The sequence below is a fragment of the Lysinibacillus sphaericus genome (genome assembly GCF_015844675.1).
GTDB classification, from domain to species: domain Bacteria; phylum Bacillota; class Bacilli; order Bacillales_A; family Planococcaceae; genus Lysinibacillus; species Lysinibacillus sphaericus_E.
The window spans coordinates 45,364-70,691 of record NZ_LDGC01000037.1; the positions used below are offsets into that span (position 1 = coordinate 45,364).

Sequence of the window (25,328 nt, forward strand, 5' to 3'; positions counted from 1 at the left end):
AAAAGAAAACGAGTCTTCAAAAAGATCTCATTTTCGGTTAACTAAACTTATCTTGGCAAGTATACCCACATTATAACAATCATATACAAAAGGGCATACGACCTCAAAATAATATTTTTGCATTTTACCATATTATCATAGCCGATTTGTCAAGTCAATAATTTATGCATATTTCATTTATTTTTTTGCACGTACTATCCAGTAGCCTTTTTTCTTCTCCACAACATCGACTTCAGAAAATTTTTCTTCTAAATAACTTACCGTTGATGGTGCACCTTGCTTCTTCTGTATTACTACCCACAACTCGCCAGATGACACTAACTTATCATAAGCTCCATCGTAAAAACGGAAAATTGTTTCCTTTCCTGCGCGAATTGGAGGATTGGTTAAAATAGCTGCGGCTTTTACATCGTTGTCAACCATCGATAGTCCGTCACTCACAAATATCCGTACATTTTGAACACCGTTTACTTGCGCATTTTTTTGGGAGAGTGCAACTGCACGTTCATTTATATCCATCATAAGAACGGTACGGTACGGGTTTGTTTTGGCAATCGATAATCCAATCGGTCCATACCCACACCCCACATCCAAAATTGCACCATCAATATCAGGCATTTGAAAAGCATCTATTAATACACGGGATCCAAAATCTACTTCGCTTTTACTAAATACCCCTGCATCCGTTTCGAAGGAAAACGTATGCCCTAACAATTTGAATGTCCAGTGACGAGGTTTACTCTCAGTTTGAGGCTTACTTGTATAATAGTGATCTGACATTTCCACGCCTCCTCAGAATGAAGAAAAAAAGCTCGCCGCAATGACGAGCTTTCCTTTTGTTTAAAAGTAATACGAGATTACTTAACTTCTACAGATGCGCCAACTTCTTCAAGTTTAGCTTTGATTTGTTCAGCTTCATCTTTAGAAACGCCTTCTTTAAGAGCTTTAGGAGCGTTATCTACTACTTCTTTAGCTTCTTTAAGACCTAAACCAGTGATTTCACGAACCACTTTGATTACTTTGATTTTTTCGCCACCAGCAGATGCTAGTACTACGTCAAACTCAGTTTTTTCTTCAGCAGCGCCAGCAGCAGCACCACCTACTACTGCTACAGGAGCAGCAGCTGTTACACCGAATTCTTCTTCGATAGCTTTTACTAAATCGTTTAATTCAAGAACTGTCATAGCTTTGATAGCTTCTAAGATTTGCTCTTTATTCATTATAATTTCCTCCTAATTGGATAATGTTTTTTTGTTGCGGGTTAAGCCGCAGAAGTTATAGTGCGTATGGAATTACGCGCCTTGTTCTTCTTTTTGTTCTGCAACAGCTTTTGTTGCAAGTGCGAAGTTGCGCACTGGAGCTTGAAGTACAGATAAAAGCATAGAAAGAAGACCTTCGCGTGATGGAAGTTCTGCAAGTGCTTTAACATCTTCAACAGAAGAGATCGTACCTTCGATAATACCAGCTTTAATTTCTAAAGCTTCATTTTTCTTAGCGAACTCATTGATGATTTTAGCAGGAGCTACAACATCTTCATTTGAGAACGCAATTGCGTTAGGACCAACTAATACGTCATTGATTCCTTCAAGGCCAACAGCTTCAGTAGCACGACGTGTTAAAGTGTTTTTATAAACTTTGAACTCAACGCCAGCTTCACGAAGTTGTTTACGAAGCTCAGTTACTTGTGAAACGTTAAGACCACGGTAATCCACAACTACTACAGAAGCAGCGTTTTGGAATTTCTCAGTAATCTCTTGAACTTGTACTTGTTTGTTTTCGATTGCTTTGCTCATGATGACACCTCCTATTAGAATGGGTCATTTATACCGTCAAAAGAAAAGCCTCTGGGTCAAAATAGACACAGAGGCTGAAAGTCATCATCTTTAAAATAAGAATCCGAATTCCGATGTCCTCGGTAGGAACATTAAGTGACAAGTCACTCCTACTGTCTACGGTACAAATGGATGATTCACAACAGCATCCATCATATCATAGATAGACAGAGCCGTCAACATATTTATATAAAAAAACTAATTATTTTACTACTACGCTTGAAGCATCAACTTTAATAGCTGGGCCCATTGTAGTTGTAACGTTTACAGATTTCATGTAAGTACCTTTAGCAGCAGCAGGTTTTGCTTTTTGTACTACATCAAATACAGTTAAGAAGTTTTCTACTAGTTTTTCTGCAGGGAAAGAAACTTTACCGATAGGAGCGTGGATGATACCAGCTTTGTCAGCACGGTATTCTACTTTACCAGCTTTAATTTCTTCGATTGCTTTAGTTACATCGAAAGTAACTGTACCAGTTTTAGGGTTTGGCATTAAACCTTTAGGTCCTAATACACGACCAAGTTTACCAACTTCACCCATCATGTCAGGAGTTGCAACGATTACATCAAAATCGAACCAACCTTGTTGGATTTTTTGGATGTATTCTGCATCGCCTACATAGTCAGCACCAGCTGCTTCAGCTTCTTTAAGTTTTTCACCTTTAGCGAATACTAATACACGTTGAGTTTTACCAGTACCGTTTGGTAACACTACTGCACCACGGATTTGTTGGTCGTTTTTACGAGTATCGATTCCTAGACGGAAAGCAACTTCTACAGTAGCATCGAAGTTCACTGAGCTAGTTTTTTGAGCAAGTTCGATTGCTTCTTGTGCGCCGTACACTGCGTTACGGTCGATTAATTTTGCTGCATCTTGCAGTTTTTTACCTTTTTTAGCCATTATATAATTCCTCCTTGATTGTGGTTATAGCGGATTTTACCTCCCACGAATAAAGGTTGCGCGTTCACAAAGAAACTCCGCAACCTTCCAAAAAACAAATACATCATCAAGTAATGGGATTAGTCTTCGATAACAATACCCATGCTTCGTGCAGTACCTTCAACCATTAACATTGCAGCTTCAACTGAAGCAGCGTTAAGGTCTGGCATTTTAGTTTCAGCGATTTCGCGAACTTTATCACGTTTAACCGTTGCAACTTTTTTACGGTTTGGTTCACCTGATCCAGATTGGATACCAGCCGCTACTTTAAGTAAAACTGCTGCAGGTGGAGTTTTCGTAATGAAAGTGAATGAACGGTCCTCGAATACTGAAATTTCTACTGGAATAATAAGACCAGCTTGATCAGCAGTACGCGCGTTGAATTCTTTACAGAATCCCATGATGTTCACACCCGCTTGACCTAATGCAGGACCAACCGGTGGAGCTGGATTTGCTTTACCAGCAGGGATTTGAAGTTTAACAACTTTAATAACTTTTTTAGCCACGAGACACACCTCCTTAAGTCCGTGATGTGGTAATTGGGTTGCCCCTCCCACTCAATATCTGTCTGTCAGCTAAGTGCCGATAACATTAAAATTATCATTGCAGACGTCAAACCAAAGTATGACAGTCTGACCTTTGAAATGATACCACTTTTATTTTTTTTAAGCAAGTAGTAAATAACAAATTCTGTGACATACTCATCAGACATATGGCACTTTAGTTGCTAAAACTACATTTTTTGTATTTGCTCAAAATCAAGTTCCATAATTGTTTCGCGACCAAACATGTCTACAGAAACCTTCACTTTTCCTTTTTCAGTGTCAATTTCTTCAACACGTCCTTGGAAGTGCGCAAAAGGTCCTTCTAATACTTCTACTGCTTCTCCAACAGAAATATCAATCTCGACAACTTTGTCAGTCATGCCCATCTGTTGTAGTAGACGGTCTGCTTCTTCAGGTAATAAAGGTGTTGGCTTCGCACCACCGCCAGATGAACCGATAAAGCCAGTTACGCCTGGTGTATTACGCACAACATACCATGAATCATCTGTCATGATAAGCTCTACTAAAACATAACCAGGGAAAACTTTACGCATCATTGTACGCTTTTTCCCATCCTTCAATTCCGTTTCTTCATGTTCAGGCACAATAACACGGAATATCTTATCTTGCATACCCATCGTTTCTACACGTTTCTCTAGGTTTGCTTTTACACGGTTTTCATACCCTGAATACGTATGAACAACATACCAATTTTTCTCCATAACTACTAGGACTTCTCGTCCGTCCCTCCCTTACTAAATCAATTACGCCTTGGCGTAATTGTGTCTGGATTTTGTATTGTGCTTGCACAATTAGTTCCTTTCAAAATCCGTGACATCTGCCAGCGGCTTTATCTTCATTCAGTCGGTGTTTGGACACCTACCAAAAAGGAACTGCATTTGCATTCAACCTACCACTTTTAGAAGCAGGAATCTTCTACTGAATGATGATAAAAGTGAAATGAATCAGATATGCTAAGTGCATTCTTTACCCTTTTCACAAACTGCTATTAGAAAAACATAGCTTTCGCTAATAGCTAGCGAAAGCCTGATGATATATACCGAATCTAGCATAGTCATCTATCGCTACCCTCATACTATCCCGAGTAGCATACTTATCATATTAAGAATATTTTTCTGCTGATCACTTCGTACAACAAACGAAACAAACGAAAAAACCCGTTTATTGTAATGACGGGCTATTTCAGAAGTATTAACATGCTATTTACTAAATTATAACTCTAAGTACCAGCGGAATAATGATGAAATACCTAAGTCTACTAACACAAAAAATAAAGCCATAATTACAACAGTTGAAATTACAACGACTGTATATTTCGTCAGTTCTTTACTTTTTGGCCAGCTTGTTTTACGCATTTCCGACATTACATTGCTGAAAAAGCCTTTAATCTTGCCCATTCTAGCCTAACCTCCGAATCAATCATATCTGTCTATTTACAAATTATTTTATAGCGTTTGTTTATGCACTGTATGTTCATTGCAATGCGAGCAATATTTCTTTAATTCGAGGCGTACAGTTGAATCTTCCTTAGCTGGAAACGTATAATTTCTCGATCCGCATTTTTCGCAATTTAGAACGACTTTTTTTGCCATATAATCACCTTTTCGGCACTTTGTCTTTTCAAGACTAACACCTATATTTGTCAATGTCAACAAAGGTATACAACTGCTAAGACATTTCTTCAAGAACTAAATGTCGCTCTAATTTACGCTTTACTCGTTGCAAAGCATTGTCAATAGACTTCACATGACGATTTAGTTTCGCAGAAATTTCATGATAAGACTGACCATCTAAGTAAAGAGCTAACACTTGTAGTTCTAGTTCACTTAAAATCTCACCCATCTTCTCTTCTAAGTAGCCAAACTCTTCTCTATGAATCATTAACTCTTCCGGATCATCCATAATAGCACCCGTTAATACATCCATTAAAGTACGATCTGACTCTTCGTCAAAAATAGGCTTGTCCAGAGAAACATATGAGTTTAGTGGAATATGCTTTTGTCTCGTAGCTGTTTTAATAGCCGTAATAATCTGCCTTGTAATACATAGCTCAGCAAAAGCTCGAAAAGAAGCAAGCTTATCTCCCTTAAAATCACGAATGGCTTTATATAAACCAATCATGCCCTCTTGCACAATGTCTTCCTTATCTGCACCAATTAAAAAATAAGATCTAGCCTTTGCTCTTACTAACAAACGGTATTTCGTAATTAAATAATCCAACGCATCTGTATTACCTTGATGCACCATTTCAATAAGTTCTTCATCATTGAATCGTTCAAAATCTTGTGTCACTTGTACAATACTATTTTTAAACATGGTATCACCTCAGCCACAACAGATAATTAGGAACAGTATAACGGAATTGGAAAATATGAGTCAATCAATCATTTCAAACCACGCCGCCATTTTTCAAAGGCCAAAGCAACATCCGGCTTTAGCTCCATGCGGGATGGCGGTTTGCTATCATGTTTTTGTTTCACCTCATGAGAAATTTTATGTTGGATAATACCCATATCAATTTCTAGCTCTCTTGCCGACTTTCGCAGAGCACCGTTACCAAAAATAACGTTTTGCTCTGCCATATCGGAGGTTGCTACGTGAATCTGTACATTTCTAGCCTTTAGTTCGTGAGTCATTTTTTCAATACGTTCATCTGCTGTTTCGTTTTTCCGTGTATAAATGATTTCGACATCGTTTTCTAAATAAGTTTGCTCCACACCCGATACAAGATGTGCGTCAAAAACTATAATTACGCGCCACCCCATAGCTGCCTTATACTCAGCCATAAGCTCAATCAATCTCTTACGGGCATCTTCAAAATTTGTATCACGTAATGGTCGTAGCTCTTTCCAAGCTCCTATCATATTATAGCCGTCAACAAGCAAAATAGTTTTCATTGTCAATCATTCGCTTCTTGACGTTTACGATACACTTCGTACATTAAAAGTGCAGCAGCTACCGATGCATTTAGTGATGTGACATGTCCAACCATCGGCAAATGATATAAAAAGTCACATTTCTCTTTTAATAAGCGGCCCATTCCTTTGCCTTCACTGCCAATAATAATCGCAAGCGGCAATGTTGCATCCATTTTACGATAGTCTGCAGAACCCTTGGCATCTGTACCTGCAATCCATACCCCTCGTTCTTTTAGCTCATCTACCGTCTGCGCTAGATTATTAACACGCACGACAGGTACATGCTCAATTGCCCCAGTTGATGCCTTTGCCACTACAGCTGTCAAACTCACAGATCGGCGTTTCGGAATAATAATACCGTGCGCACCTATCGCATCAGCAGTTCGCATAATAGAGCCTAGATTATGCGGATCCTCTAGCTCATCTAAAATTAAGAAAAATGGGTCTTCTTGTTTTTTTGCCGCAGCAGCAAATAAATCCTCTAGCTCCGCATATTGATATGCCGCAACAGAGGCAACAATTCCTTGGTGATTGGCATCTGATAATTGATCAACCTTTTTCTTCGGGACAAATTGAACAATGACACCACGTTCACGTGCCAAATCTAGAAGTTCGTTAACCCCCGATTTTTTCACACCTTCTGCAATCCATACTTTATTCATATCGCGGCCTGAACGAAGTGCTTCTAACACTGGGTTTTTACCGGCAATCATTTCTCCATTTTGCTCTGCCATTAATTTGACACTCCTTTCGATTCCTCGATTATTTGAATAGCGTATGCAATGATTGCATAAACGCGTTCTAATTCATTTAATAAAAATAAACTACCAAGCACAGCCTCAAAGCCTGAGCTATTACGGTATGTTTGAACATCTGTATTTTTCGGCACAGAGCCGGATTTGGCATTACGTCCACGACGGAACACAGCCAACTCCTCCTCTGTTAAAAAGCCTTCATCCATCATTCGATGTACAATCATAGATTGTGCTTTCGCTGATACGTAATGTGTCGCTTCCCTATGAAGTGTGTTAGGTTTGACGCGACCGGCACGTAGCAGATGCTCTCGTACCTTTTGTTCTAAAACAGCGTCCCCCATATAGGCTAACGCTAATGCATTCAATTGCTTAACATCTTCGTTGCGGAGTTTACCCAAATTACTTACCCTCGTTTCCATCTAGTTCCTTGTCGCGTATCTTCTAAAATGATACCTTGTGCTTGCAAATGGTCACGAATTTCATCTGAACGGGCAAAATCACGATTTTTACGAGCTTCTATACGCTCCTGTAAAAGAGCATCAATTTCTTCGTCTAACAGCTCTTCTTCTTTTGCAAATTCAATACCTAAGACGTCACCTAATACCTCAAAAGTTTCAGTAAAACGCAATAAAACTTTTTCATCAGTATTCGTTTCATTTAAATAAATATTTGCGATTCGCGCTAATTCAAATAACACCGAAATGGCATTGGCCGTATTAAAATCATCATCCATTGCTTCTTCAAAATGCGCTTTTTGTTCAGCAATTTTTTCAAGCCATTCTTCTGAGCAATCACCTAAGCTTGCTGTTGCTGTTAAACGGTGTTTGACATTGTTGTAGGCAGTACGAATTCGTTCTAAACCATTTGCTGCTGCATCTACTAAATCCTTCGCAAAGTTAATCGGATGACGATAATGCACCGAAAGCATAAAGAATCGTAAAATTTGCGGGTCAATTTGTTTACGAATATCATTTACGAGTATAAAATTGCCAAGAGATTTGGACATTTTTTCATTATCAATATTAATATACCCATTGTGCATCCAATAACGCGCAAATGTTTTATCATTATGAGCTTCAGATTGTGCAATTTCATTTTCATGATGCGGGAATGTTAAATCTTGCCCACCAGCATGAATATCCATAGTATCTCCTAGATGCTCACGTGCCATTACTGAGCATTCTATATGCCAACCTGGACGTCCTTTGCCCCACGGACTTTCCCAGTAAATCTCACCCGACTTCGCAGCTTTCCATAGAGCGAAATCTAACGCATCATCTTTTTTCTCACCCGCTTCTATACGAGCACCGATTTTTAAATCATCCACCGCTTGGTGAGATAATTTACCGTAACCATTAAATTTACGAGTGCGGTAATAAACATCACCCGCTGACTCATAAGCATAGCCTTTATCGATTAAAACTTGAATGAATTGAATGATATCATCCATATGCTCTGTTACGCGTGGATGTACATCTGCTTTCTTGCAACCTAACGCTGTAATATCTTCAAAGTATGCAGCAATAAAGCGTTCCGTTAATTCATGAACCTCTTCTCCAAGTTCATTAGCAGCCTTAATAATTTTGTCGTCTACATCCGTGAAATTTGAAACAAATTTCACATCGTAGCCTTTGTATTGAAAATAACGACGCACTGTATCGTAGACAATAACAGGACGTGAATTCCCAATGTGAATGTAGTTATATACTGTCGGACCGCAAACGTACATTTTTACTTTGCCTTCCTCCAGCGGTACAAAAGTTTCCTTTTGTCGTGTTAATGAGTTGAAAATTTGAATACTCATTGTATTTCTCTCTCCTTTTGTAAGCGTTCGATTTCCTGATTCATTGCTGCAATCTGCTTCTCGAAAGCTTGACAACGTTCTTCTACAGGGTCAGGAATATTTTGATGGTCTAGTTTTTTCTCTAGACGGACTCCATCCTTAATCACTATTTTACCAGGAATACCGACAACCGTAGCATTTGGTGGCACTTCTTTTAAGACAACTGAGCCTGCACCAATTTTACTATTTTCACCAATTGTAATAGAACCTAACACTTTTGCACCTGTTGCAACTAGTACATTATCCTCTAATGTCGGATGGCGTTTCCCCTTTTCTTTTCCTGTACCACCTAAAGTTACACCTTGATACAACGTTACATTATCACCAATCTCACATGTTTCACCAATGACAACACCCATCCCATGGTCAATAAAGAAACGTCGACCGATTTTCGCTCCAGGGTGAATTTCAATTCCAGTAAAGAAGCGACTAATTTGTGAAATGGTACGGGCTATAAAATAAAAACGCTTTTTAAAGAACCAATGGGCAACTCGATGTGCCCAAGTAGCGTGTAGGCCCGAGTACGTTAATATCACTTCGAATACACTGCGCGCTGCCGGGTCATTCTCAAAAATTGTTTCTACATCTTCCTTCATTCTTTTAAACACAAAAGCTCCCCCTTTTCATTTTGATCTGCCTGGATCCTTTGAAATACTATAGCTGACGTTGATTTCACCCCAGAGTTAGCCGAGCGGATTTGGCGTATCCCCCACTTCAAGTCTATGTCTAGAAAATAAAAAAGCGCCCCTATCATCCCAAAAAAGGAATGACAGAGACGCTAAATTTGCGCGGTTCCACTCTGATTGAAGGCGAATGCCTTCCACTCTGGACGTTCTGTAACGGGAACGAATCGATAAAGCCTACTTTTTGTTCAGCTCCATGCTCAAAGGTGCATTTCAGTTTTGCCTAGGCTCAGACCACTTTCAGCCGGTGATGGTCCTCTCTTTAGAGCATGCGCCACTTACTTCTCCTTATCAACGCTTTCTCAATGTAAATACATTTTACAACGAACTAATAAATTGTCAATCAATTTCTACTTATTGCGCAAATTTTTCTACACGATCAATTGTTTTCTGTTTGCCAATTAAGCAAATTGCGTTCGGAAGTTCTGGACCATGCGTTTCACCCGTCGTTACGACGCGAATTGGCATAAATAGATTTTTACCTTTGTGTCCAGTTTCTTTTTGAACAGCTTTAATCGCCGCTTTAACAGTATCAGGCGTAAATTCCTCTAAGCTTTCAAGCTGTGCTTTAAATGCAGTCATTACCTCAGGTACCTGTTCACCTGCTAAAACTGCTTTTGCTTCTTCATCATATTCAATATGATCATTAAAGAATAGGCGAGATAGTTCTACAATTTCAGCACCAAAGCTCATTTGATCATGATAAAGTGCGATTAAATCTGTAGCCCATGCACGTTCTTCTTCTGTTAATTCTTCTGGTAATAAACCAGCTTTTTGTAAGTGTGGTAAAGATAAAGCCACTACTTCTTCTAAAGATAATTTTTTAATGTATTGGTTATTCATCCAAGTAAGCTTTTGTTTATCGAACATAGATGGCGATTTTGAAAGACGTTTTTCATCAAAGATTTTAATAAATTCTTCTTTTGAGAAAATCTCTTCTTCCCCTTCAGGAGACCAGCCAAGTAATGCGAAGAAGTTAAACATCGCTTCAGGTAGATAACCTAAATCTTTATATTGTGTTACGAATTGAATAATTGATTCATCACGTTTTGATAATTTTTTACGGTTTTCATTAATGATTAATGTCATATGACCATAGCTTGGATATTCCCAGCCGAATGCATCAAAAATCATCATTTGTTTTGGTGTATTCGATAAATGCTCTTCACCACGGAATACATGTGAAATTTCCATAAAGTGATCATCTAGCACTACCGCATAGTTATACGTTGGGATACCGTTTGCTTTAACAAGTACCCAGTCACCAATATCTTTTGACTCAAATGATACTTGTCCACGTACTAAATCTTCAAATTCATATGTTACATTTTCAGGTACGCGCATACGAATTGTATATTGTTCACCAGCAGCTTCTTTAGCTGCAACTTCCTCTGCTGATAAATGACGGCAAGTACCATCATAAGTTGGAGCTGCTACACCTCGTGCTTTTTGTTCTTCACGAGACGCTTCTAATTTCTCTGAAGAACAGAAGCATTTGTAAGCTAAACCTTGCTCTAGTAGCTTTTCAGCGTGCTCTTTATAAATATCAAGACGCTCCATTTGACGATAAGGTGCATACGGTCCACCAATATCGATTGACTCATCATATTCCATACCTAACCATTTTAAGTTATCTAGCTGAGATGCTTCTCCGCCCTCTACATTACGCTCAACATCTGTATCCTCAATACGTACGATGAATTTACCGTTATGATGTTTTGCATATAAATAGTTAAATAACGCTGTACGCGCTCCACCGATATGTAAGAAACCAGTAGGGGATGGCGCGTAACGAACACGAACTTCTTTCACCATAATTAAAAGCCTCCTAAATTTTCGTTCAAAAAATTGACTTTGTTCATTTTACCACTCTGTTACAGGAAATAAAAGCACTGCGAACCCGCTTTTATTTCTTCATCAATAGGATTGTCGCCATCGCTGCAATCCCTTCCTCGCGACCTGTAAAACCTAAACGCTCAGTTGTTGTCGCTTTAACATTCACTTGAGAAGGCTCTGCATGAAGCAACTCAGCAATACGATTTTGCATTTGTTCAATATACGGTGCCATTTTCGGACGCTGTGCCATAATCGTACAATCCACATTACCTAAAACATAGCCTTTATCCTCAACAATCTTCCAAATATGCTCTAATAATTTCGCTGAATCAGCATCTTTGAACGCAGGATCTGTGTCTGGGAAATGACGACCGATATCGCCCTCACCAATAGCCCCTAACGCTGCATCTGTTACAGTGTGTAATAAAACATCTGCATCCGAATGCCCTACTAACCCTTTTTCATGAGGAATTGTTATACCACCAATAATTAATGGACGTCCTTCTTCAAATGCATGTACGTCAAATCCTTGTCCCACTCGAAACATATGATTTTGAGACTGTCTCATAAGATAAATAAAAAATCCACCAACCGAAGCTCATTTACTTCAAGAAATATGCAGACAAAAAGCTTCTATTCAGCTTATAAGGCAGTCTCATTCACCTTCCTTCACTTTTATATTTACTCTATATTATACCCTCACATTTTAACATATTTCCTAGGAAATTGAGTTAATAGTAAACCTTACTCTAGACTAAAGTTCAATTAAAAAAATCTCATCAGCCTCTAATGCCAATGAGATTTTTTGTATGCTATCATAATGTTTTCAAAGCACGTTTACGCAAGATCGCTTCACCAAAAACTAAATCCTCTTGCGTCGTCATCTTTACATTTTCGTAGCTACTTTCTACAATATGCACCTCATGGCCAAGACGTTCAACAAGCATTGCTTCATCAGTACCAAGGAAGCCCACCTTCTCAGCGACATCCTCTGCCTCCACAATCAAATCAAATTGAAATGCTTGAGGAGTTTGAATCATCCATAAGCTTTCCCGATCAATCGTCTCTTCAATAACACCATCACGTACTTTTTTCATCGTATCCTTCGCACGAACACCCGCAATCGCAGCGCCAAAGTCATGCGCACTTCGCACAAGATTCGCTATAATGTCGTGAGTAATAAATGGACGCGCAGCATCATGCACAAGCACAATATCAACCTGCTTCATTTCTTTCATGCAAGAATGGACGGAATGCTGTCGCTCTGCACCACCATCAGGTAAACCTTTAACTTTAGTAATTCCATACCTCTCTAGCATGTTCTGAATCAACACACGCTCTTCAGGCTTTACCGCGAGCCAAATACCTGTACACTGACTATCCTGTTCAAATACCTCCAGCGTGTGTACGAGGATCGGTTTTTCTAAAAGATTTAAAAATAACTTATTTTGCCCTGCGCCCATTCGCTTTCCGCTTCCCGCAGCAGGCAATACTACTTCATATTGCACATTTCCCACTTCCTAGTCATCCTTTGGTTTAGCAAAAATCATACGACCTGCTGATGTTTGAAGAACACTTGTTACGGTTACTGTAATTGCCTGTCCTATATAGCTACGTCCACCTTCAACAACGATCATTGTGCCATCATCTAAATAAGCAACCCCTTGATTATGCTCTTTCCCATCTTTAATGACCATCACTTGCATATCCTCACCTGGAATTACGACAGGTTTGACTGCATTAGCTAAATCATTGATATTCAGTACTTTAACGTGGTGTAGCTCGCAAACTTTGTTAAGGTTAAAGTCGTTCGTCACAATTTGTGTATCGTAGCCCCTTTTCTTTGCAAGGCGTACGAGCTTTAAGTCAACCTCTTGAACATCCTCAAAGTCCTCTTCAGTAATCTCAACATTCGTCATACGTTCATCTTGTAATTTTTTTAAAATATCTAAGCCGCGACGACCTCTTGTACGCTTTAACGTATCCGAAGAATCAGCAATATGCTGGAGCTCCGTAAGGACAAACTGTGGCACAACTAGTGTACCTTCTATAAAGCCTGTTTCCGAAATATCTGCAATACGACCATCAATAATAACACTAGTATCTAACAGTTTATAGCTCCCTCGTACTTCTTGAGGCTCTACACCTTCCGCTAGTTTTTTCTTTGCAGTGTTACCACGCAAAGTAAATAGCTGGATTAATTCATCTCGCTTTTTAAAACCTACACGGAACCCTAAATACCCAAGCATAAATGACAGTATAATTGGTAAAACCTTTGTAATAATCGGTAAATCAATACTATCGATTGCAAAACCTAAGAAATAAGCAACGATTAGTCCGATAATAAGGCCGAGAGTACCAAAGAATAAGTCACCAACTGGTACTTTAAATAGCACCTCTTCCATCCAGCTAATAAGCCGTACAAAATAATCCGAAAAGGCAAATGATAATGTAAATAGTAATAGCGCTCCTAAAGCTACCGATACGTAAGGGTTATCAAGCCAAGGATTAGATGATAAATGAAGCAATTCGTATAATGGCGGTAAGAAAACAAGGCCTAATGCTCCTCCAATCAGTAAAAAAGCAATTTGAACAAATTTTTTCATAAACTGTCACCCCCCATTCTTAATATATAATTATACATAGTTTACTGCAGAAAATCTTTTATGACCCCGTCAAAGTATCGGTAATTTCATCCATTTGTAGATCATCCCTAGTATACTGAAAATCAATGACTAAAAATTTTTTACACTAAAATCAGAAATGCTCTTTGACATCTGCTCTGCATTAAACAAGCATTTTCACAGACATTATCATAGACGCCAATTCTCCTCTTTGAGTTTCCTACCTTCTATACTATGAATTAAAAAAACTAACATCCTGGTGTTTAATTGATGAAAGGAGTTAAAAGTGCATGTCAGAACATTGTCCAACATGCACAAAATACTTTATAGCTCCCTAAAGCAAGCATTTAATGCATCCTTTATCGTTTCTACACCAACGATCTCAATACCTTGAGGAAAATCCCAACCACCGATATTTGAAGCTGGTATGATGGCGCGTTTAAACCCGAGCTTTGCTGCCTCAATCACACGTTGTTCAATACGAGATACACGACGCACCTCGCCAGTCAAACCTACTTCTCCAATAAAGCAATCCGTTGCCCTAACAGCTTGATCCTTAAAACTCGAAACAATACTTGTCAACACAGCCAAATCAATAGCCGGCTCATCAAGCTTCACGCCGCCAGCAACTTTAATATATGCATCCTGCGCCTGCAGCATGAGGCCCATTCTCTTTTCAAGGACGGCCATAAGTAGTTGCACACGATTTTGATCGACACCTGTTGCCATTCGTTTCGGATAATTAAAGCTTGTTGGTGTTACAAGCGACTGAATTTCAACTAGAATTGGCCGTGTGCCTTCCATTGAGGCTACGATTGTTGAACCAGCCGCCCCCTGCGAACGCTCCTGTAAGAACAACTCAGACGGGTTTAACACTTCCTTTAAGCCCCCTTGAAGCATTTCAAAGATAGCAATTTCATTCGTAGAACCAAAGCGGTTTTTTTGGCTGCGTAAAATACGGTGGTTATGATGTCGCTCTCCTTCAAAATACAATACCGTATCAACCATATGCTCCAAAATACGCGGTCCTGCAATTTGCCCCTCTTTTGTTACATGCCCGACTAAAAATATGGCAATTCCTTTTGTTTTTGCTATTCGCATAAGTTCTGCTGTACATTCACGCACTTGTGATACACTACCAGGTGCACTCGTTACCTCTGGATGAAAAACAGTTTGAATAGAATCGACAATAACAAACTTTGGCTTCACATCATCAATCGTCTGATTTAAAAGCTCTAAATTTGTTTCAGAATATATATAAAGTTCCTGTGAGATTACCCCTAAACGTTCTGCACGCAGCTTTGTTTGACGGATGGATTCCTCACCAGAAATATAGAGCACACGATGTCCATTATTTGAAAGCAACGCAGATACTTGTAATAATAACGTCGACTTCCCAATCCCAGGATCTCCCCCAATCAGCACAAGAGAACCTGGTACGATGCCTCCACCTAAAACACGGTTAAGCTCACCCATTTCTGTTGCAACGCGTGACTCCTCAGCGGCTTCAATTTGCATAATAGGGAGAGCCTTTTGGGTAACCGTAGCAGAGTGTTGGAATGCACCGCGTGGCCCTTTTGCAACGACCTCCACCTCTTCAACCATCTTATTCCATTCTCCACAACCTGGACATCTTCCCATCCATTTTGCAGATTCATAACCACAGCCTGAGCATACAAATTTTGTTTTTTTCTTTGCCAAATTGCATCCACCTCGAATATTTGTTCTTATATGTATTATTGTACACCAATTTCGTCTTGGCGTAATTGCGTCCGGATTTTTAATTGTGCCTAGGCCTGCACGACGCAGGTCAGTTAGCCGTTTTCGCAGGATGCGAAGGGTTTAGGCTAACATCTTTTATTCGTTCCTTTTAAAATCCGTGACATCCGCCGGAGGCTCTATCTTCATTTGAATGAAGATAGAAAAGACAGCTTGGCACTTAAAGCCTCGCTGTCTTTTTAAATCGCGATTATTTAGAAGTAGAAACTTCCTCTTTTTTCTTCACAACAAACTCATCATTCACATAATCAATGATCACTTGGTTACCCTTCTCTACATTGCCTTTCAGTAGTTCTTCCGATAAACGGTCTTCTACTTGTTTTTGTAATGCACGACGTAGTGGGCGAGCACCATATTGAGGATCGTAGCCTTCCTCTGCAATTTTTTCAAGAGCCGAATCCGTTAACTCTAACGAAATGTCTTGCTCTTTTAGACGTTTTGTTAAAGAATTCGCCATCATCGCTACGATTTCTTTTAAATGTTCTTTTTCTAGTGAGTGGAAGACGATCATTTCGTCGATACGGTTTAAGAATTCTGGGCGGAATGCTTTTTTCAGTTCCTCCAGCATCGTACCCTTCATATCTTTATACTTCGTATCCGTACCACCGACATTGAAGCCAAGGTTTTTCCGATATTTTAAAGCATCCGCACCAACGTTTGATGTCATTATAACAACTGTGTTGCGGAAATCCACCACTCGACCTTTAGAGTCTGTTAAACGGCCATCTTCTAGTACTTGAAGTAAAATATTGAAAACATCTGGATGAGCCTTCTCAATTTCATCTAGTAATACTACAGAATATGGTTTACGACGAACCTTTTCTGTTAGTTGACCGCCATCATCAAAGCCTACATAGCCTGGAGGTGAACCAACTAAACGTGAAGTCGAATGTTTTTCCATGTACTCAGACATATCAACGCGAATCATTGCGTCCTCATCACCAAACATAACTTCAGCTAATGCTCTAGCCAGCTCTGTTTTACCAACCCCTGTAGGGCCTAAGAAAATAAATGAACCAATTGGTCGTTTCGGATCTTTCAAGCCAGCTCTTGCACGACGAATTGCGCGAGAAATTGCCTCTACCGCTTCTCCTTGACCTACAACACGTTTGTGTAACTCTTCTTCAAGTTGTAATAACTTAGAAGATTCCTCGGAAGCAATTTTAGATACTGGAATTCCAGTCCACATAGATACTACCGCCGCTACATCATCCACTGTAACTTTTGATTCAGCTTTCCCTTGCTCTTCCTTCCAATTTTTTCTCGTAGTTTCAATTTCATCTTTTAGCTTTTGCTCTGTATCTCTTAATGATGCCGCCTTTTCAAACTCTTGACCTGAAACTGCTGCATTCTTTTCAGAGCGTATATTTTCCAGCTTATCTTCAAGTGCTTTTAAGTTTGGTGGCACCGCGAATGAACGTAAGCGTACTTTAGAGCCCGCTTCATCAATTAAATCAATCGCCTTATCTGGTAAGAAACGATCAGAAATATATCGGTCACTCATTTTTGCTGCCGCTTCAATAGCTTCATCTGTGATTTTCACACGGTGATGTGCTTCATAACGATCACGTAAGCCTTGAATAATTTGAATCGCCTCTTCTACAGTTGGCTCATCAACTTGAATTGGTTGGAAACGGCGCTCTAATGCCGCATCTTTTTCAATATATTTGCGATACTCATCTAGTGTTGTTGCACCAATACATTGAAGCTCACCACGTGCTAAAGATGGTTTTAAAATATTCGATGCATCGATGGCACCTTCTGCACCACCAGCCCCGATTAATGTGTGCAATTCATCGATAAATAAAATGACATTACCTGCTTGGCGAATTTCATCCATTACTTTTTTCAAGCGATCTTCAAATTCACCACGATATTTTGTTCCAGCAACAACCGTCCCCATATCAAGTGTCATGACACGTTTATCACGAAGAATTTCTGGCACTTCATTATTAATAATTTGCTGTGCTAAGCCTTCAGCGATAGCTGTTTTACCGACACCTGGCTCACCGATCAATACAGGGTTGTTTTTTGTACGGCGAGACAGTACCTCGATAACACGTGTAATCTCCTTGCTTCGACCAATAACCGGATCTAGAGTACCTTCACGAGCAATTTGTGTTAAATCACGCGCAAGGCTATCTAATGTAGGTGTATTGGCAGCCTGTGTAGCTTGTTGACCCGATTGAGCATTGTCATTATTGCCTAATAACAATAGCACTTGCTGACGAGCCTTATTCAATCCGACACCAGCATTATTTAATACACGAGCCGCTATCCCTTCACCTTCACGAATAAGCGCCAATAGTAAATGCTCTGTTCCAATATAGGAATGGCCTAATTTACGTGATTCATCAACTGATAGCTCTATTACTTTTTTAGCTCGAGGTGTGTAGTGGACAATTGGGCCAACATCCTCTTTACCCTTCCCTACAAGCTCTTCAATTCCCGCTTCAATCATTTGAGGGCTAATATCAATGGCTTCTAATGCTTTTGCAGCAATACCGCCACCTTCGCGGATAAGCCCTAATAGAATATGCTCTGTTCCAATTGATTCGTGCTTCCAACGAATCGCCTCTTCTTGTGCAAGCTGTAATACTTTTTGCGCGCGTTGTGTAAAACGATTAAACATCAAATGAATCCTCTCCTTTTCCCCGAATAATAGGCTTACTCATACTTTCTTGAGATAGTGCCTCACGAAGCATTTCAGCTCGTACGCGATCTCGCTCAGCAGGCGGTAAAACGTCTCCTGCATAATTCTGTAAAAAACCAGGTTGCATACTGACTACACATTCGTTTAATTTGGTCGCTTTAATACCTTCAATTAACTGTAAATCTACTCCTAAACGAACATTGGATAGACAGGTAGCAGCTTCCTCACTCGTTAAAACTCGAGCATATGTTAACGTACCTAAAGCACGGTACACACGGTCTTCTAGGGCAAGCTCTGCTTTTTCCATTAACTTGCCTCTTGCATGTCGTTCTTTTTGAATTATTTTTTCAGCGACACTTTGGATGTCCGCTAAAATGTCATCCTCTGTTTTCCCTAGTGTAATCTGATTTGACACTTGGTAAACATTACCTATATTTTCACTACCTTCCCCATATATTCCTCTTACCGTCATTCCTAATCGTGTCATTGCATTAATGATTTGATTCATCTGACCCGTAAGTGTAAGGGCTGGCAGGTGCATCATGACAGATGCTCGTAAACCAGTACCAATATTTGTTGGGCAACTTGTTAAATAACCAAATGTATCTCGGAATGCATAAGGCAAAGCTTTCTCTAAGGTACGATCAATTTTATTGGCCTGCTCGTATGCCTTTTGAAGTTGAAAACTCGCTGTCATACATTGAATGCGTAAATGGTCTTCTTCGTTCACCATAATGCTAATTGATTCGTCATCCGATAAGAGCATGGAGCCCACTTGCTCTTTTTTTGCAAGCTGAGGACTAATTAAATGTTTTTCTACAAGTATTTGACGTTGTAAAGGCGTTAAATCCTTAATAGCAAAATATGAAAAATTTCCTTGAAGTTCTGTACTGTCCTTTATCGCATGTGTAACTGCCTGTTCTACATGTAATGCTTCATCCTCTGTAAAGGCTAATGGAAAACGATAACCATCTAAATTTCGAGCAAGGCGGATGCGTGTACTAATGACAATGTCTGAATAATCGTCCTCCACACTCATCCATGTTGGAGTAGCACGCTCTAAAAACGATTCAATCATCACGACACATCACCACCTTCCAATTGTACCTGTTTCTCAAGTTCCTTCGCTTCATCACGAAGCTTCGCTGCCTCTTCAAAATGCTCTTTATCTACAGCAATCTTCATACGTTTACGAATATCCTCAATTTGCTTTTTGATGACATAAACATTGCTTCGAGCGCCGGGCATTTTCCCTATATGTTGAGGTCCAGCCTGTATACGATTAAAGAGCTTCGGTAAGTGCTCACTAAAGGTGTCATAGCAGCTAGGACATCCAAATTTACCTTCTTTTAAAAACCGTTTATACGTAAATCCACATTGTGGACATGTTTGCGGTTGTGGTGGTGCTTGCTGCTTTTCACCCACTTTTTGTTGCTGCCATGTAGGTGAGCCAAACCAATTGGATAATAGCTGTTGAATGGATACTGGCTCTTGCTTAAATTCAGCATGAAATGGATGGAACTGCGAGGCGCACACGTCACAATAATGGTGCTCCACCTTTTGACCACTTTGAACTTGTGTTACAGTAACCGTCGCATTACGCTGCTTACAATGTTCGCAAATCATTTCCATCACCTCTTTTATTTTTGCTGTTCATATTTAATCGTTGTTAGCATCGCTCGTAAAATTTTTGCTCGAATATGATCCCGTAACGGGAGTTGCAAATCGATAGTTGAGCGATCAACTGCTGCTAATATTATTTTCGCTTCTCGCCTTGAAATTACCTGCTCATCAATTAGTCGATAAACTAAGTCTTCTGCCATTATTTGCGATGCCCCACCTTCAATTTGCCTGAGGACATCATCGATTAGATCAATTTGTGAATTCGCGCGGACACGTAAAATTCGAATGTATCCACCACCACCACGTTTGCTTTCAACAAGGTAACCTCGCTCGGCGGTAAATCTTGTATTAATTACATAATTTATTTGTGAGGGTACGCACTGAAATTTATCTGCAATTTCACTACGTTTTATTTCAATATGCCCTTCTCCACCTAATTCAAGTACTTGCTTTAAGTAGCCTTCTATGATGTCTGATATATTACGCATTTTAGGAATACACCTCGCTTACTACACTGACTTTGACTATCTTTGACTTTCTTTGAGTATATTATACAAAACGCTTGAAAATAATTGCAATTATTTCGCACACAGAAAAAAATCCGCCGAATACTTTAGCTATAAGATACCCTTATTGGCAAAAGAAAAAACGCAAGCATATGCAACTAGCATATACTTGCGTCTATAGAAATTATACCCAGCGACCAACAATTGGATAACGCCAAGACTCATCTGATAAAGCCTTCACAATACCGATAATTGGCGCGATAAAATACATAATCCCAAAAACAATTAAGAACGGTATACCAATGAGTAGGAAGCTAAAAATACCCGAAATTGTAAGTAAAACTATCATCACTACTTGGAACAGCAAGGCTTGCACAGAAATGCTCTTTACCTCTTCCTCCGAACTAATTAAGAAAAATATAATAGGTACTAACCATGGCGCAAAAAATGCACTTGCGTGTATGATTACCTTAGACCATTTAGTTTCCATTTATATCAACCCTTCCATATAATTTTTTTATTTTATGTACTATTTTTTACGGAAATACACCTTAAATAGTTTCAATTTTTTTGAATTGGATTTATAAAATTTTTTGAAAGGCATGTGATACTCAATGGACTTTAATAACACACTTGCAAATGAATATGAAAAAGGTATTCGTCGCACGCTACCTAGCTACGATGCAATGCTACGTTTAACACAAACCTTTTATCAATCTACATTACCTGAGAACGCTGAATTTTTAGTAGTTGGCTCCGGAAGCGGTAATGAAATTTTACAGCTCGCCGAGAAAAGACCTCATTGGTCATTTGTTGGTATCGATCCATCAGAAGCGATGCTACAAATTGCTGGCGAACGTTTAAAGTCTCTACCTAATAATATTTCTTTATATCAAGGAACTATACTGGATACTCAGCTACCTTCAGTAAAATTTGATGCGGCAAGCTGTGTACTAGTGCTTCACTTTATACAAGATGATCAAGAGAAGCTTGCAACATTAAAAAAAATTGCAAATAATTTAAAGCCTGGTGCTCCATTTGTGCTCGTTTCAAAATATGGGCAGCTGGGTACTTTAGAGACCGAACTACAATTTGATTTATGGCGCGCTTATTGGCTACAGCATACAAAGCTATCACAATCAGACGTAGCGGAAATGGAGAAATCCATACGTTCTCTTTCATTTATGCGTGAAGAGGATATTTTAGCACTATTACAGCAGGCAGGCTTTACAAAACCATCTAGATTCTTTGCCACTACTTTATTTGGTGGTTGGATATGTTATAAAGAAAGTATATGAAATTATTTCTTGTGAAGATTAATACACCTGTTAGGATAGAAGTAAAAGAATTGAGGTGAAAGCTGTGATACGCACTATTGGCATTACAAAAGATCAAAAACTTATAAAAGACTTTCCACTTGAAGATATACACAAAAACGAATTTGAATGGTACTGGGTCGATTTTAATTGTCCAACCGATGAGGAAGAACTACTGTTAGATTCGTTTTTCCATTTCCATCCACTCGCTATAGAAGATTGTTTAATGCGTTTACAGCGGCCAAAGCTCGATTTTTATGATGATTTCCATTTCTTTGTTATTCAAAGGATGAACGAAGAATTAACAGCTGAGGAAGTAAATATTTTTGTTTCAAATAAATTTATTGTCACGTTCCACAAAAATGTAGCACCGGAAATAGATCGAGTACAAATGATGTTAGAAAAACAGCCAAAGAATTGGGAACGTGGTACAGTATATTTAACGTACCAGGTAATCGATAAAATCGTTGATAACTATTTCCCACTTGTCTATAAAATTGAGGATCATTTAAATACACTTGAAGATGAGCTTACCTATCAAAGTAATCCCAATGCCATGAAAATTGTATTTGAATTCCGTAGTGATTTGCTCGATTTAAGACGCACCATTTTACCAATGCGTGATTTATTATATCGCATCCTTAACTCATACCGATTTTCACTTAATAAATCAGAACGAGCTTATTTCGGAGATATTTACGACCATCTGCTAAAACTCACTGAAATGATTGAATCTAACCGCGAGCTCACTGCCGATATGCGTGATAGCTATATGGCGATGAGCTCTACTCGCATGAATGGCATTATGATGACCTTAACAATTGTTTCAACCATCTTTATTCCCCTAACATTTATTGCAGGTGTTTATGGAATGAATTTTGACTATATGCCCGAGCTACATGGGAAGTATAGCTACTTTATCGTACTCGGAATTATGATTTTTATCGCATTATTCATGCTGGCAATCTTTAAACTTAAAGGCTGGTTCAATTTATTTAAAACTTAAAAGTATGCCATTTATTCATTTGTCGACAAGCTAAAGGCACCTTAGAGATTTTTTCTAAAGTGCCTTTCACTGTTAATAAGGACCGCGATCATCAACTTTATCTTCACCTTGCTGTGGAAATAAAAAGTATGCGAGTACACCAGATACTAATGTTGCACAGATAGTAATTAATAGTTGATCTAAGTCTGGTACTTCAGCATAGTAGTTTCTTAACATGTAAACCGACCCTATTGCTACAATTACCATAACCGGAATGACAAATTTGAAACGTTTCTTCTCCATATAATACCTCCTCAACACTATTGTTACGTTCAAGCTAAACAGTTCGTATTTTACAGGTTTCCTATTTCAAATTCAATTTACCTATTACCTTTTTAGTAGTCTATTTCATGACTTTTAATCGACAATCATCTGTAACTAATAAAAAAATATAGAAATAAACTAAAATTTCAACCAAATATAGCACAAAAAATAGTAGAATATATTAAATACTATATATTCAGCAAATTAATAACCCAAGTAATTTAATAGGTATTTAGTTTACTATTCTATACATAATACAGACCTAAGGAATGGAGCAAACAACGATGAGTTGGTTTACAAAAAAGAACGATTCTAGCTACTCAATTACATTAGCACCAGAAAATTATAAGAGCGATGTACAATTGGATGTATCAAACCATCCAAAACTTCAAAAACAGTTACAGCTTTTAGATTTAACAATTGAGGATTTAGCCATCATTAAACAACTACAGCCTTTAGCTAAGGATTTAGTCCCTGAAATGGTGGATCAATTTTATGCAGCCATTAGTTTGAGCCAAGATTTGTTAAATATTATAAACAGAACATCACAAATCGAGCGTTTAAAAGTTACTTTACATAAACATTTGAGTGATATTTTTGAAAGTCGTATTAATGACTCTTACATTAATGAACGAAAGGCAATTGCCGAAACTCATGTTCGAATTGGTCTACAATCGAAGTGGTATATCGCCTCATTCCAATCATTAACAACGACCTTTACACGCTTTATAAATGAGTTAGATGTATCAAAACACGATGCAATTCGTGCTATCAATGCCTTCTGCAAAATCATTAACTTCGAGCAGCAGGTTGTAATCGAAGCCTATGAAAAAGAAGAGGAACGCATTCGTACAGTAGAAGGTGAAACAAAGCATGCACTTGTTACTACCATTCAAAAAACGGCAGAGGAACTCAATGAGATTAGTGAAGAAACAGCAGCTTCTTTATTAGTCATTTCCTCTCAAACAGATGATATCGCAGTTGCTACGAAGCAAGGTTTAACCTTCGTTGCTGATACACAGGAAAAATCCAGACGTGGACAGCAGCAGTTGCAAGATCAAAATGATTTAATACAAGTAATTTTACAAAGTGTAAACAGTCTCGAAGTTACGATGAACCAGCTACGCACATCTTCTCAAAAAATATCGGAAATTGTAGGACTGGTCACAGGAATTGCCGATCAAACGAACTTATTAGCACTGAATGCTTCTATCGAGGCAGCCCGTGCAGGTGAGCATGGTAAAGGCTTCGCTGTTGTTGCAGAGGAAGTTCGTAAGCTTGCTGAAGAAACAAAAAATGCGGTACAAAATGTTTCTCATCTCATTAAAGAAACAGAAAGTAATATTACAACAATGTCGACTTCGGTTACTAACGTTGATCAAAAGATTCAACATAGTGTAGATACGCAAAACAGTTTATCTAAATCATTTAATGATATCGCCAATGCAGTTTCTGGCATTCAGCAACAGTATGTAAATACATCCAGAGATATTTCAGCCATCTCTAATTTGATTACTGAACTGTCACAAGGAGCTACACTTGTTTCGTCTTCTTCCGATTCACTTATTAACGTGGTAAATGAATTACAAATGTAAGTACGAAAAAGGGAAACTGACAACATACGTCAATTTCCCTTTTTATTTTTAATGCGGTAACTCGCGTTTTTGTTTACGATGTTCGCGTCTTGCTGGTCCCGTTTCAAACAGACGTTTTTCTGCATCTGTTTCAGGATAAATTGCTGGAACTGGCTTAGGTTTACCTTCATCATCTACTGCAACCATCGTTACAAAGGATTCCGTCGTTAATTTCTCCTCACCAGTTTCAATATTTCGTGAAATAACTCGAACATAAACTTCCATTGAAGACCGTCCAGTTGACGAAACAATGCTTTCAATTTCTAAAATAGCCCCTACATGTGCTGGCGATAAAAAGTCAACCGAATCGATAGAAGCTGTGACTACATGACCTTTTGCATGCTTCATCGCTGTAATAGCAGCAATTTCATCAATATACGCTAACACTCTTCCACCAAAAATGGAGTTGTGATTATTTGTATCTGGCGGTAATACGAGACGAGTCTGAACAGTACGTGACTGGCTCATCGGTATTGCGTTGTTTGACATAATTCTTGCGACTTCCCTTCAT

Annotated in this window: 29 protein-coding genes and 2 other annotated features; of the genes, 3 read left to right on the top strand and 26 right to left on the bottom strand. The window is 38.8% G+C overall.

Translation table 11 applies throughout. The features are described 5' to 3' along the window. Window positions 1-177 precede the first annotated feature (177 nt). The 24 genes from ABE34_RS11235 to ABE34_RS11350 form a co-directional block, all read right to left on the bottom strand. Window positions 178-780, bottom strand: coding sequence for a class I SAM-dependent methyltransferase (locus ABE34_RS11235; protein WP_197142533.1), 603 nt, complete (start codon window positions 778-780; stop codon window positions 178-180). A gap of 77 nt (window positions 781-857) precedes the next feature. Beyond that, window positions 858-1,220: a 50S ribosomal protein L7/L12 gene (rplL, locus tag ABE34_RS11240; RefSeq protein WP_197142535.1), complete on the bottom strand. Its 363-nt coding sequence runs from the start codon at window positions 1,218-1,220 to the stop codon at window positions 858-860. A gap of 72 nt (window positions 1,221-1,292) precedes the next feature. Continuing rightward, entirely contained in the window at window positions 1,293-1,793 is a 501-nt protein-coding gene (gene rplJ / locus ABE34_RS11245) for a 50S ribosomal protein L10 (protein WP_197142537.1), read from the bottom strand. 33 nt (window positions 1,794-1,826) lie between these two features. After that, window positions 1,827-1,973: a sequence feature (ribosomal protein L10 leader region), on the bottom strand. A gap of 61 nt (window positions 1,974-2,034) precedes the next feature. Continuing rightward, a complete protein-coding gene (rplA, locus tag ABE34_RS11250) occupies window positions 2,035-2,733 on the bottom strand; it encodes a 50S ribosomal protein L1 (RefSeq protein ID WP_197142539.1) in 699 nt (232 codons plus the stop codon). Between the two features lie 119 nt (window positions 2,734-2,852). After that, window positions 2,853-3,278, bottom strand: coding sequence for a 50S ribosomal protein L11 (rplK, locus tag ABE34_RS11255; RefSeq protein ID WP_004233593.1), 426 nt, complete (start codon window positions 3,276-3,278; stop codon window positions 2,853-2,855). Between the two features lie 227 nt (window positions 3,279-3,505). Continuing rightward, complete coding sequence (nusG, locus tag ABE34_RS11260) at window positions 3,506-4,039, bottom strand: transcription termination/antitermination protein NusG (RefSeq protein WP_079562382.1); 534 nt, start codon at window positions 4,037-4,039, stop codon at window positions 3,506-3,508. Window positions 4,040-4,549: 510 nt separating this feature from the next. Next, the gene (gene secE, locus ABE34_RS11265) at window positions 4,550-4,735 is read right to left on the bottom strand and encodes a preprotein translocase subunit SecE (RefSeq protein ID WP_053596042.1); all 186 of its coding nucleotides are present in this window, start codon (window positions 4,733-4,735) and stop codon (window positions 4,550-4,552) included. Between the two features lie 48 nt (window positions 4,736-4,783). After that, on the bottom strand, window positions 4,784-4,930 hold the full coding sequence (gene rpmG, locus ABE34_RS11270; protein ID WP_197142660.1) for a 50S ribosomal protein L33: 147 nt from the start codon (window positions 4,928-4,930) through the stop codon (window positions 4,784-4,786). A gap of 76 nt (window positions 4,931-5,006) precedes the next feature. After that, window positions 5,007-5,654 (bottom strand): RNA polymerase sporulation sigma factor SigH, encoded by a 648-nt coding sequence (gene sigH / locus ABE34_RS11275; RefSeq protein WP_079562384.1) that lies wholly within the window; start codon window positions 5,652-5,654, stop codon window positions 5,007-5,009. A gap of 68 nt (window positions 5,655-5,722) precedes the next feature. Then, a complete protein-coding gene (locus ABE34_RS11280) occupies window positions 5,723-6,235 on the bottom strand; it encodes an NYN domain-containing protein (protein ID WP_197142541.1) in 513 nt (170 codons plus the stop codon). Between the two features lie 2 nt (window positions 6,236-6,237). Beyond that, entirely contained in the window at window positions 6,238-6,990 is a 753-nt protein-coding gene (gene rlmB / locus ABE34_RS11285; RefSeq protein WP_197142543.1) for a 23S rRNA (guanosine(2251)-2'-O)-methyltransferase RlmB, read from the bottom strand. After that, entirely contained in the window at window positions 6,990-7,409 is a 420-nt protein-coding gene (locus tag ABE34_RS11290) for a Mini-ribonuclease 3 (protein WP_276569493.1), read from the bottom strand. Before ABE34_RS11290 ends, rlmB begins: the two co-directional genes overlap by 1 nt. A 5-nt stretch (window positions 7,410-7,414) precedes the next feature. Next, window positions 7,415-8,815, bottom strand: coding sequence for a cysteine--tRNA ligase (gene cysS / locus ABE34_RS11295; RefSeq protein ID WP_197142547.1), 1,401 nt, complete (start codon window positions 8,813-8,815; stop codon window positions 7,415-7,417). Then, complete coding sequence (gene epsC / locus ABE34_RS11300) at window positions 8,812-9,462, bottom strand: serine O-acetyltransferase EpsC (protein WP_079562388.1); 651 nt, start codon at window positions 9,460-9,462, stop codon at window positions 8,812-8,814. Before epsC ends, cysS begins: the two co-directional genes overlap by 4 nt. A gap of 160 nt (window positions 9,463-9,622) precedes the next feature. Then, window positions 9,623-9,841, bottom strand: a binding site (T-box leader). 50 nt (window positions 9,842-9,891) lie between these two features. Beyond that, entirely contained in the window at window positions 9,892-11,352 is a 1,461-nt protein-coding gene (gltX, locus tag ABE34_RS11305) for a glutamate--tRNA ligase (RefSeq protein WP_197142548.1), read from the bottom strand. 91 nt (window positions 11,353-11,443) lie between these two features. Beyond that, complete coding sequence (ispF, locus tag ABE34_RS11310; RefSeq protein ID WP_053482833.1) at window positions 11,444-11,920, bottom strand: 2-C-methyl-D-erythritol 2,4-cyclodiphosphate synthase; 477 nt, start codon at window positions 11,918-11,920, stop codon at window positions 11,444-11,446. A 268-nt stretch (window positions 11,921-12,188) separates the two neighbouring features. Then, complete coding sequence (gene ispD, locus ABE34_RS11315; RefSeq protein ID WP_197142662.1) at window positions 12,189-12,881, bottom strand: 2-C-methyl-D-erythritol 4-phosphate cytidylyltransferase; 693 nt, start codon at window positions 12,879-12,881, stop codon at window positions 12,189-12,191. A gap of 12 nt (window positions 12,882-12,893) precedes the next feature. Next, a complete protein-coding gene (locus tag ABE34_RS11320; RefSeq protein WP_197142550.1) occupies window positions 12,894-13,979 on the bottom strand; it encodes a PIN/TRAM domain-containing protein in 1,086 nt (361 codons plus the stop codon). 342 nt (window positions 13,980-14,321) lie between these two features. Next, on the bottom strand, window positions 14,322-15,698 hold the full coding sequence (gene radA, locus ABE34_RS11325; RefSeq protein WP_197142559.1) for a DNA repair protein RadA: 1,377 nt from the start codon (window positions 15,696-15,698) through the stop codon (window positions 14,322-14,324). 268 nt (window positions 15,699-15,966) lie between these two features. Further along, window positions 15,967-18,411 (bottom strand): ATP-dependent Clp protease ATP-binding subunit, encoded by a 2,445-nt coding sequence (locus ABE34_RS11330; protein ID WP_197142561.1) that lies wholly within the window; start codon window positions 18,409-18,411, stop codon window positions 15,967-15,969. Then, window positions 18,401-19,510: a protein arginine kinase gene (locus ABE34_RS11335; RefSeq protein ID WP_197142563.1), complete on the bottom strand. Its 1,110-nt coding sequence runs from the start codon at window positions 19,508-19,510 to the stop codon at window positions 18,401-18,403. Before ABE34_RS11335 ends, ABE34_RS11330 begins: the two co-directional genes overlap by 11 nt. Then, window positions 19,507-20,055 carry a UvrB/UvrC motif-containing protein gene (locus ABE34_RS11340; protein WP_197142565.1) on the bottom strand — a complete coding sequence of 183 codons (549 nt, stop codon included), beginning with the start codon at window positions 20,053-20,055 and terminating at the stop codon, window positions 19,507-19,509. Before ABE34_RS11340 ends, ABE34_RS11335 begins: the two co-directional genes overlap by 4 nt. A gap of 14 nt (window positions 20,056-20,069) precedes the next feature. Further along, on the bottom strand, window positions 20,070-20,540 hold the full coding sequence (locus ABE34_RS11345; RefSeq protein WP_079562396.1) for a CtsR family transcriptional regulator: 471 nt from the start codon (window positions 20,538-20,540) through the stop codon (window positions 20,070-20,072). Between the two features lie 202 nt (window positions 20,541-20,742). Continuing rightward, a complete protein-coding gene (locus ABE34_RS11350; protein WP_197142567.1) occupies window positions 20,743-21,048 on the bottom strand; it encodes a DUF4870 domain-containing protein in 306 nt (101 codons plus the stop codon). Window positions 21,049-21,172: 124 nt separating this feature from the next. Here ABE34_RS11350 and ABE34_RS11355 point away from each other — a divergent pair, with 124 nt between their 5' ends. Then, window positions 21,173-21,856 carry a class I SAM-dependent methyltransferase gene (locus ABE34_RS11355; RefSeq protein ID WP_197142569.1) on the top strand — a complete coding sequence of 228 codons (684 nt, stop codon included), beginning with the start codon at window positions 21,173-21,175 and terminating at the stop codon, window positions 21,854-21,856. A 64-nt stretch (window positions 21,857-21,920) separates the two neighbouring features. Continuing rightward, on the top strand, window positions 21,921-22,880 hold the full coding sequence (corA, locus tag ABE34_RS11360; protein WP_197142664.1) for a magnesium/cobalt transporter CorA: 960 nt from the start codon (window positions 21,921-21,923) through the stop codon (window positions 22,878-22,880). Between the two features lie 72 nt (window positions 22,881-22,952). On the opposite strand, the gene ABE34_RS11365 is transcribed toward corA, so the two are convergent. Continuing rightward, the gene (locus ABE34_RS11365; protein ID WP_079562400.1) at window positions 22,953-23,162 is read right to left on the bottom strand and encodes a hypothetical protein; all 210 of its coding nucleotides are present in this window, start codon (window positions 23,160-23,162) and stop codon (window positions 22,953-22,955) included. Window positions 23,163-23,467: 305 nt separating this feature from the next. Here ABE34_RS11365 and ABE34_RS11370 point away from each other — a divergent pair, with 305 nt between their 5' ends. Then, window positions 23,468-24,778 carry a globin-coupled sensor protein gene (locus ABE34_RS11370; RefSeq protein WP_197142571.1) on the top strand — a complete coding sequence of 437 codons (1,311 nt, stop codon included), beginning with the start codon at window positions 23,468-23,470 and terminating at the stop codon, window positions 24,776-24,778. Window positions 24,779-24,826: 48 nt separating this feature from the next. Here the strand turns inward: ABE34_RS11370 and ABE34_RS11375 are convergent, their stop codons facing one another. After that, window positions 24,827-25,306 carry an acyl-CoA thioesterase gene (locus ABE34_RS11375; protein WP_079562402.1) on the bottom strand — a complete coding sequence of 160 codons (480 nt, stop codon included), beginning with the start codon at window positions 25,304-25,306 and terminating at the stop codon, window positions 24,827-24,829. Between the last annotated feature and the right edge of the window lie 22 nt (window positions 25,307-25,328).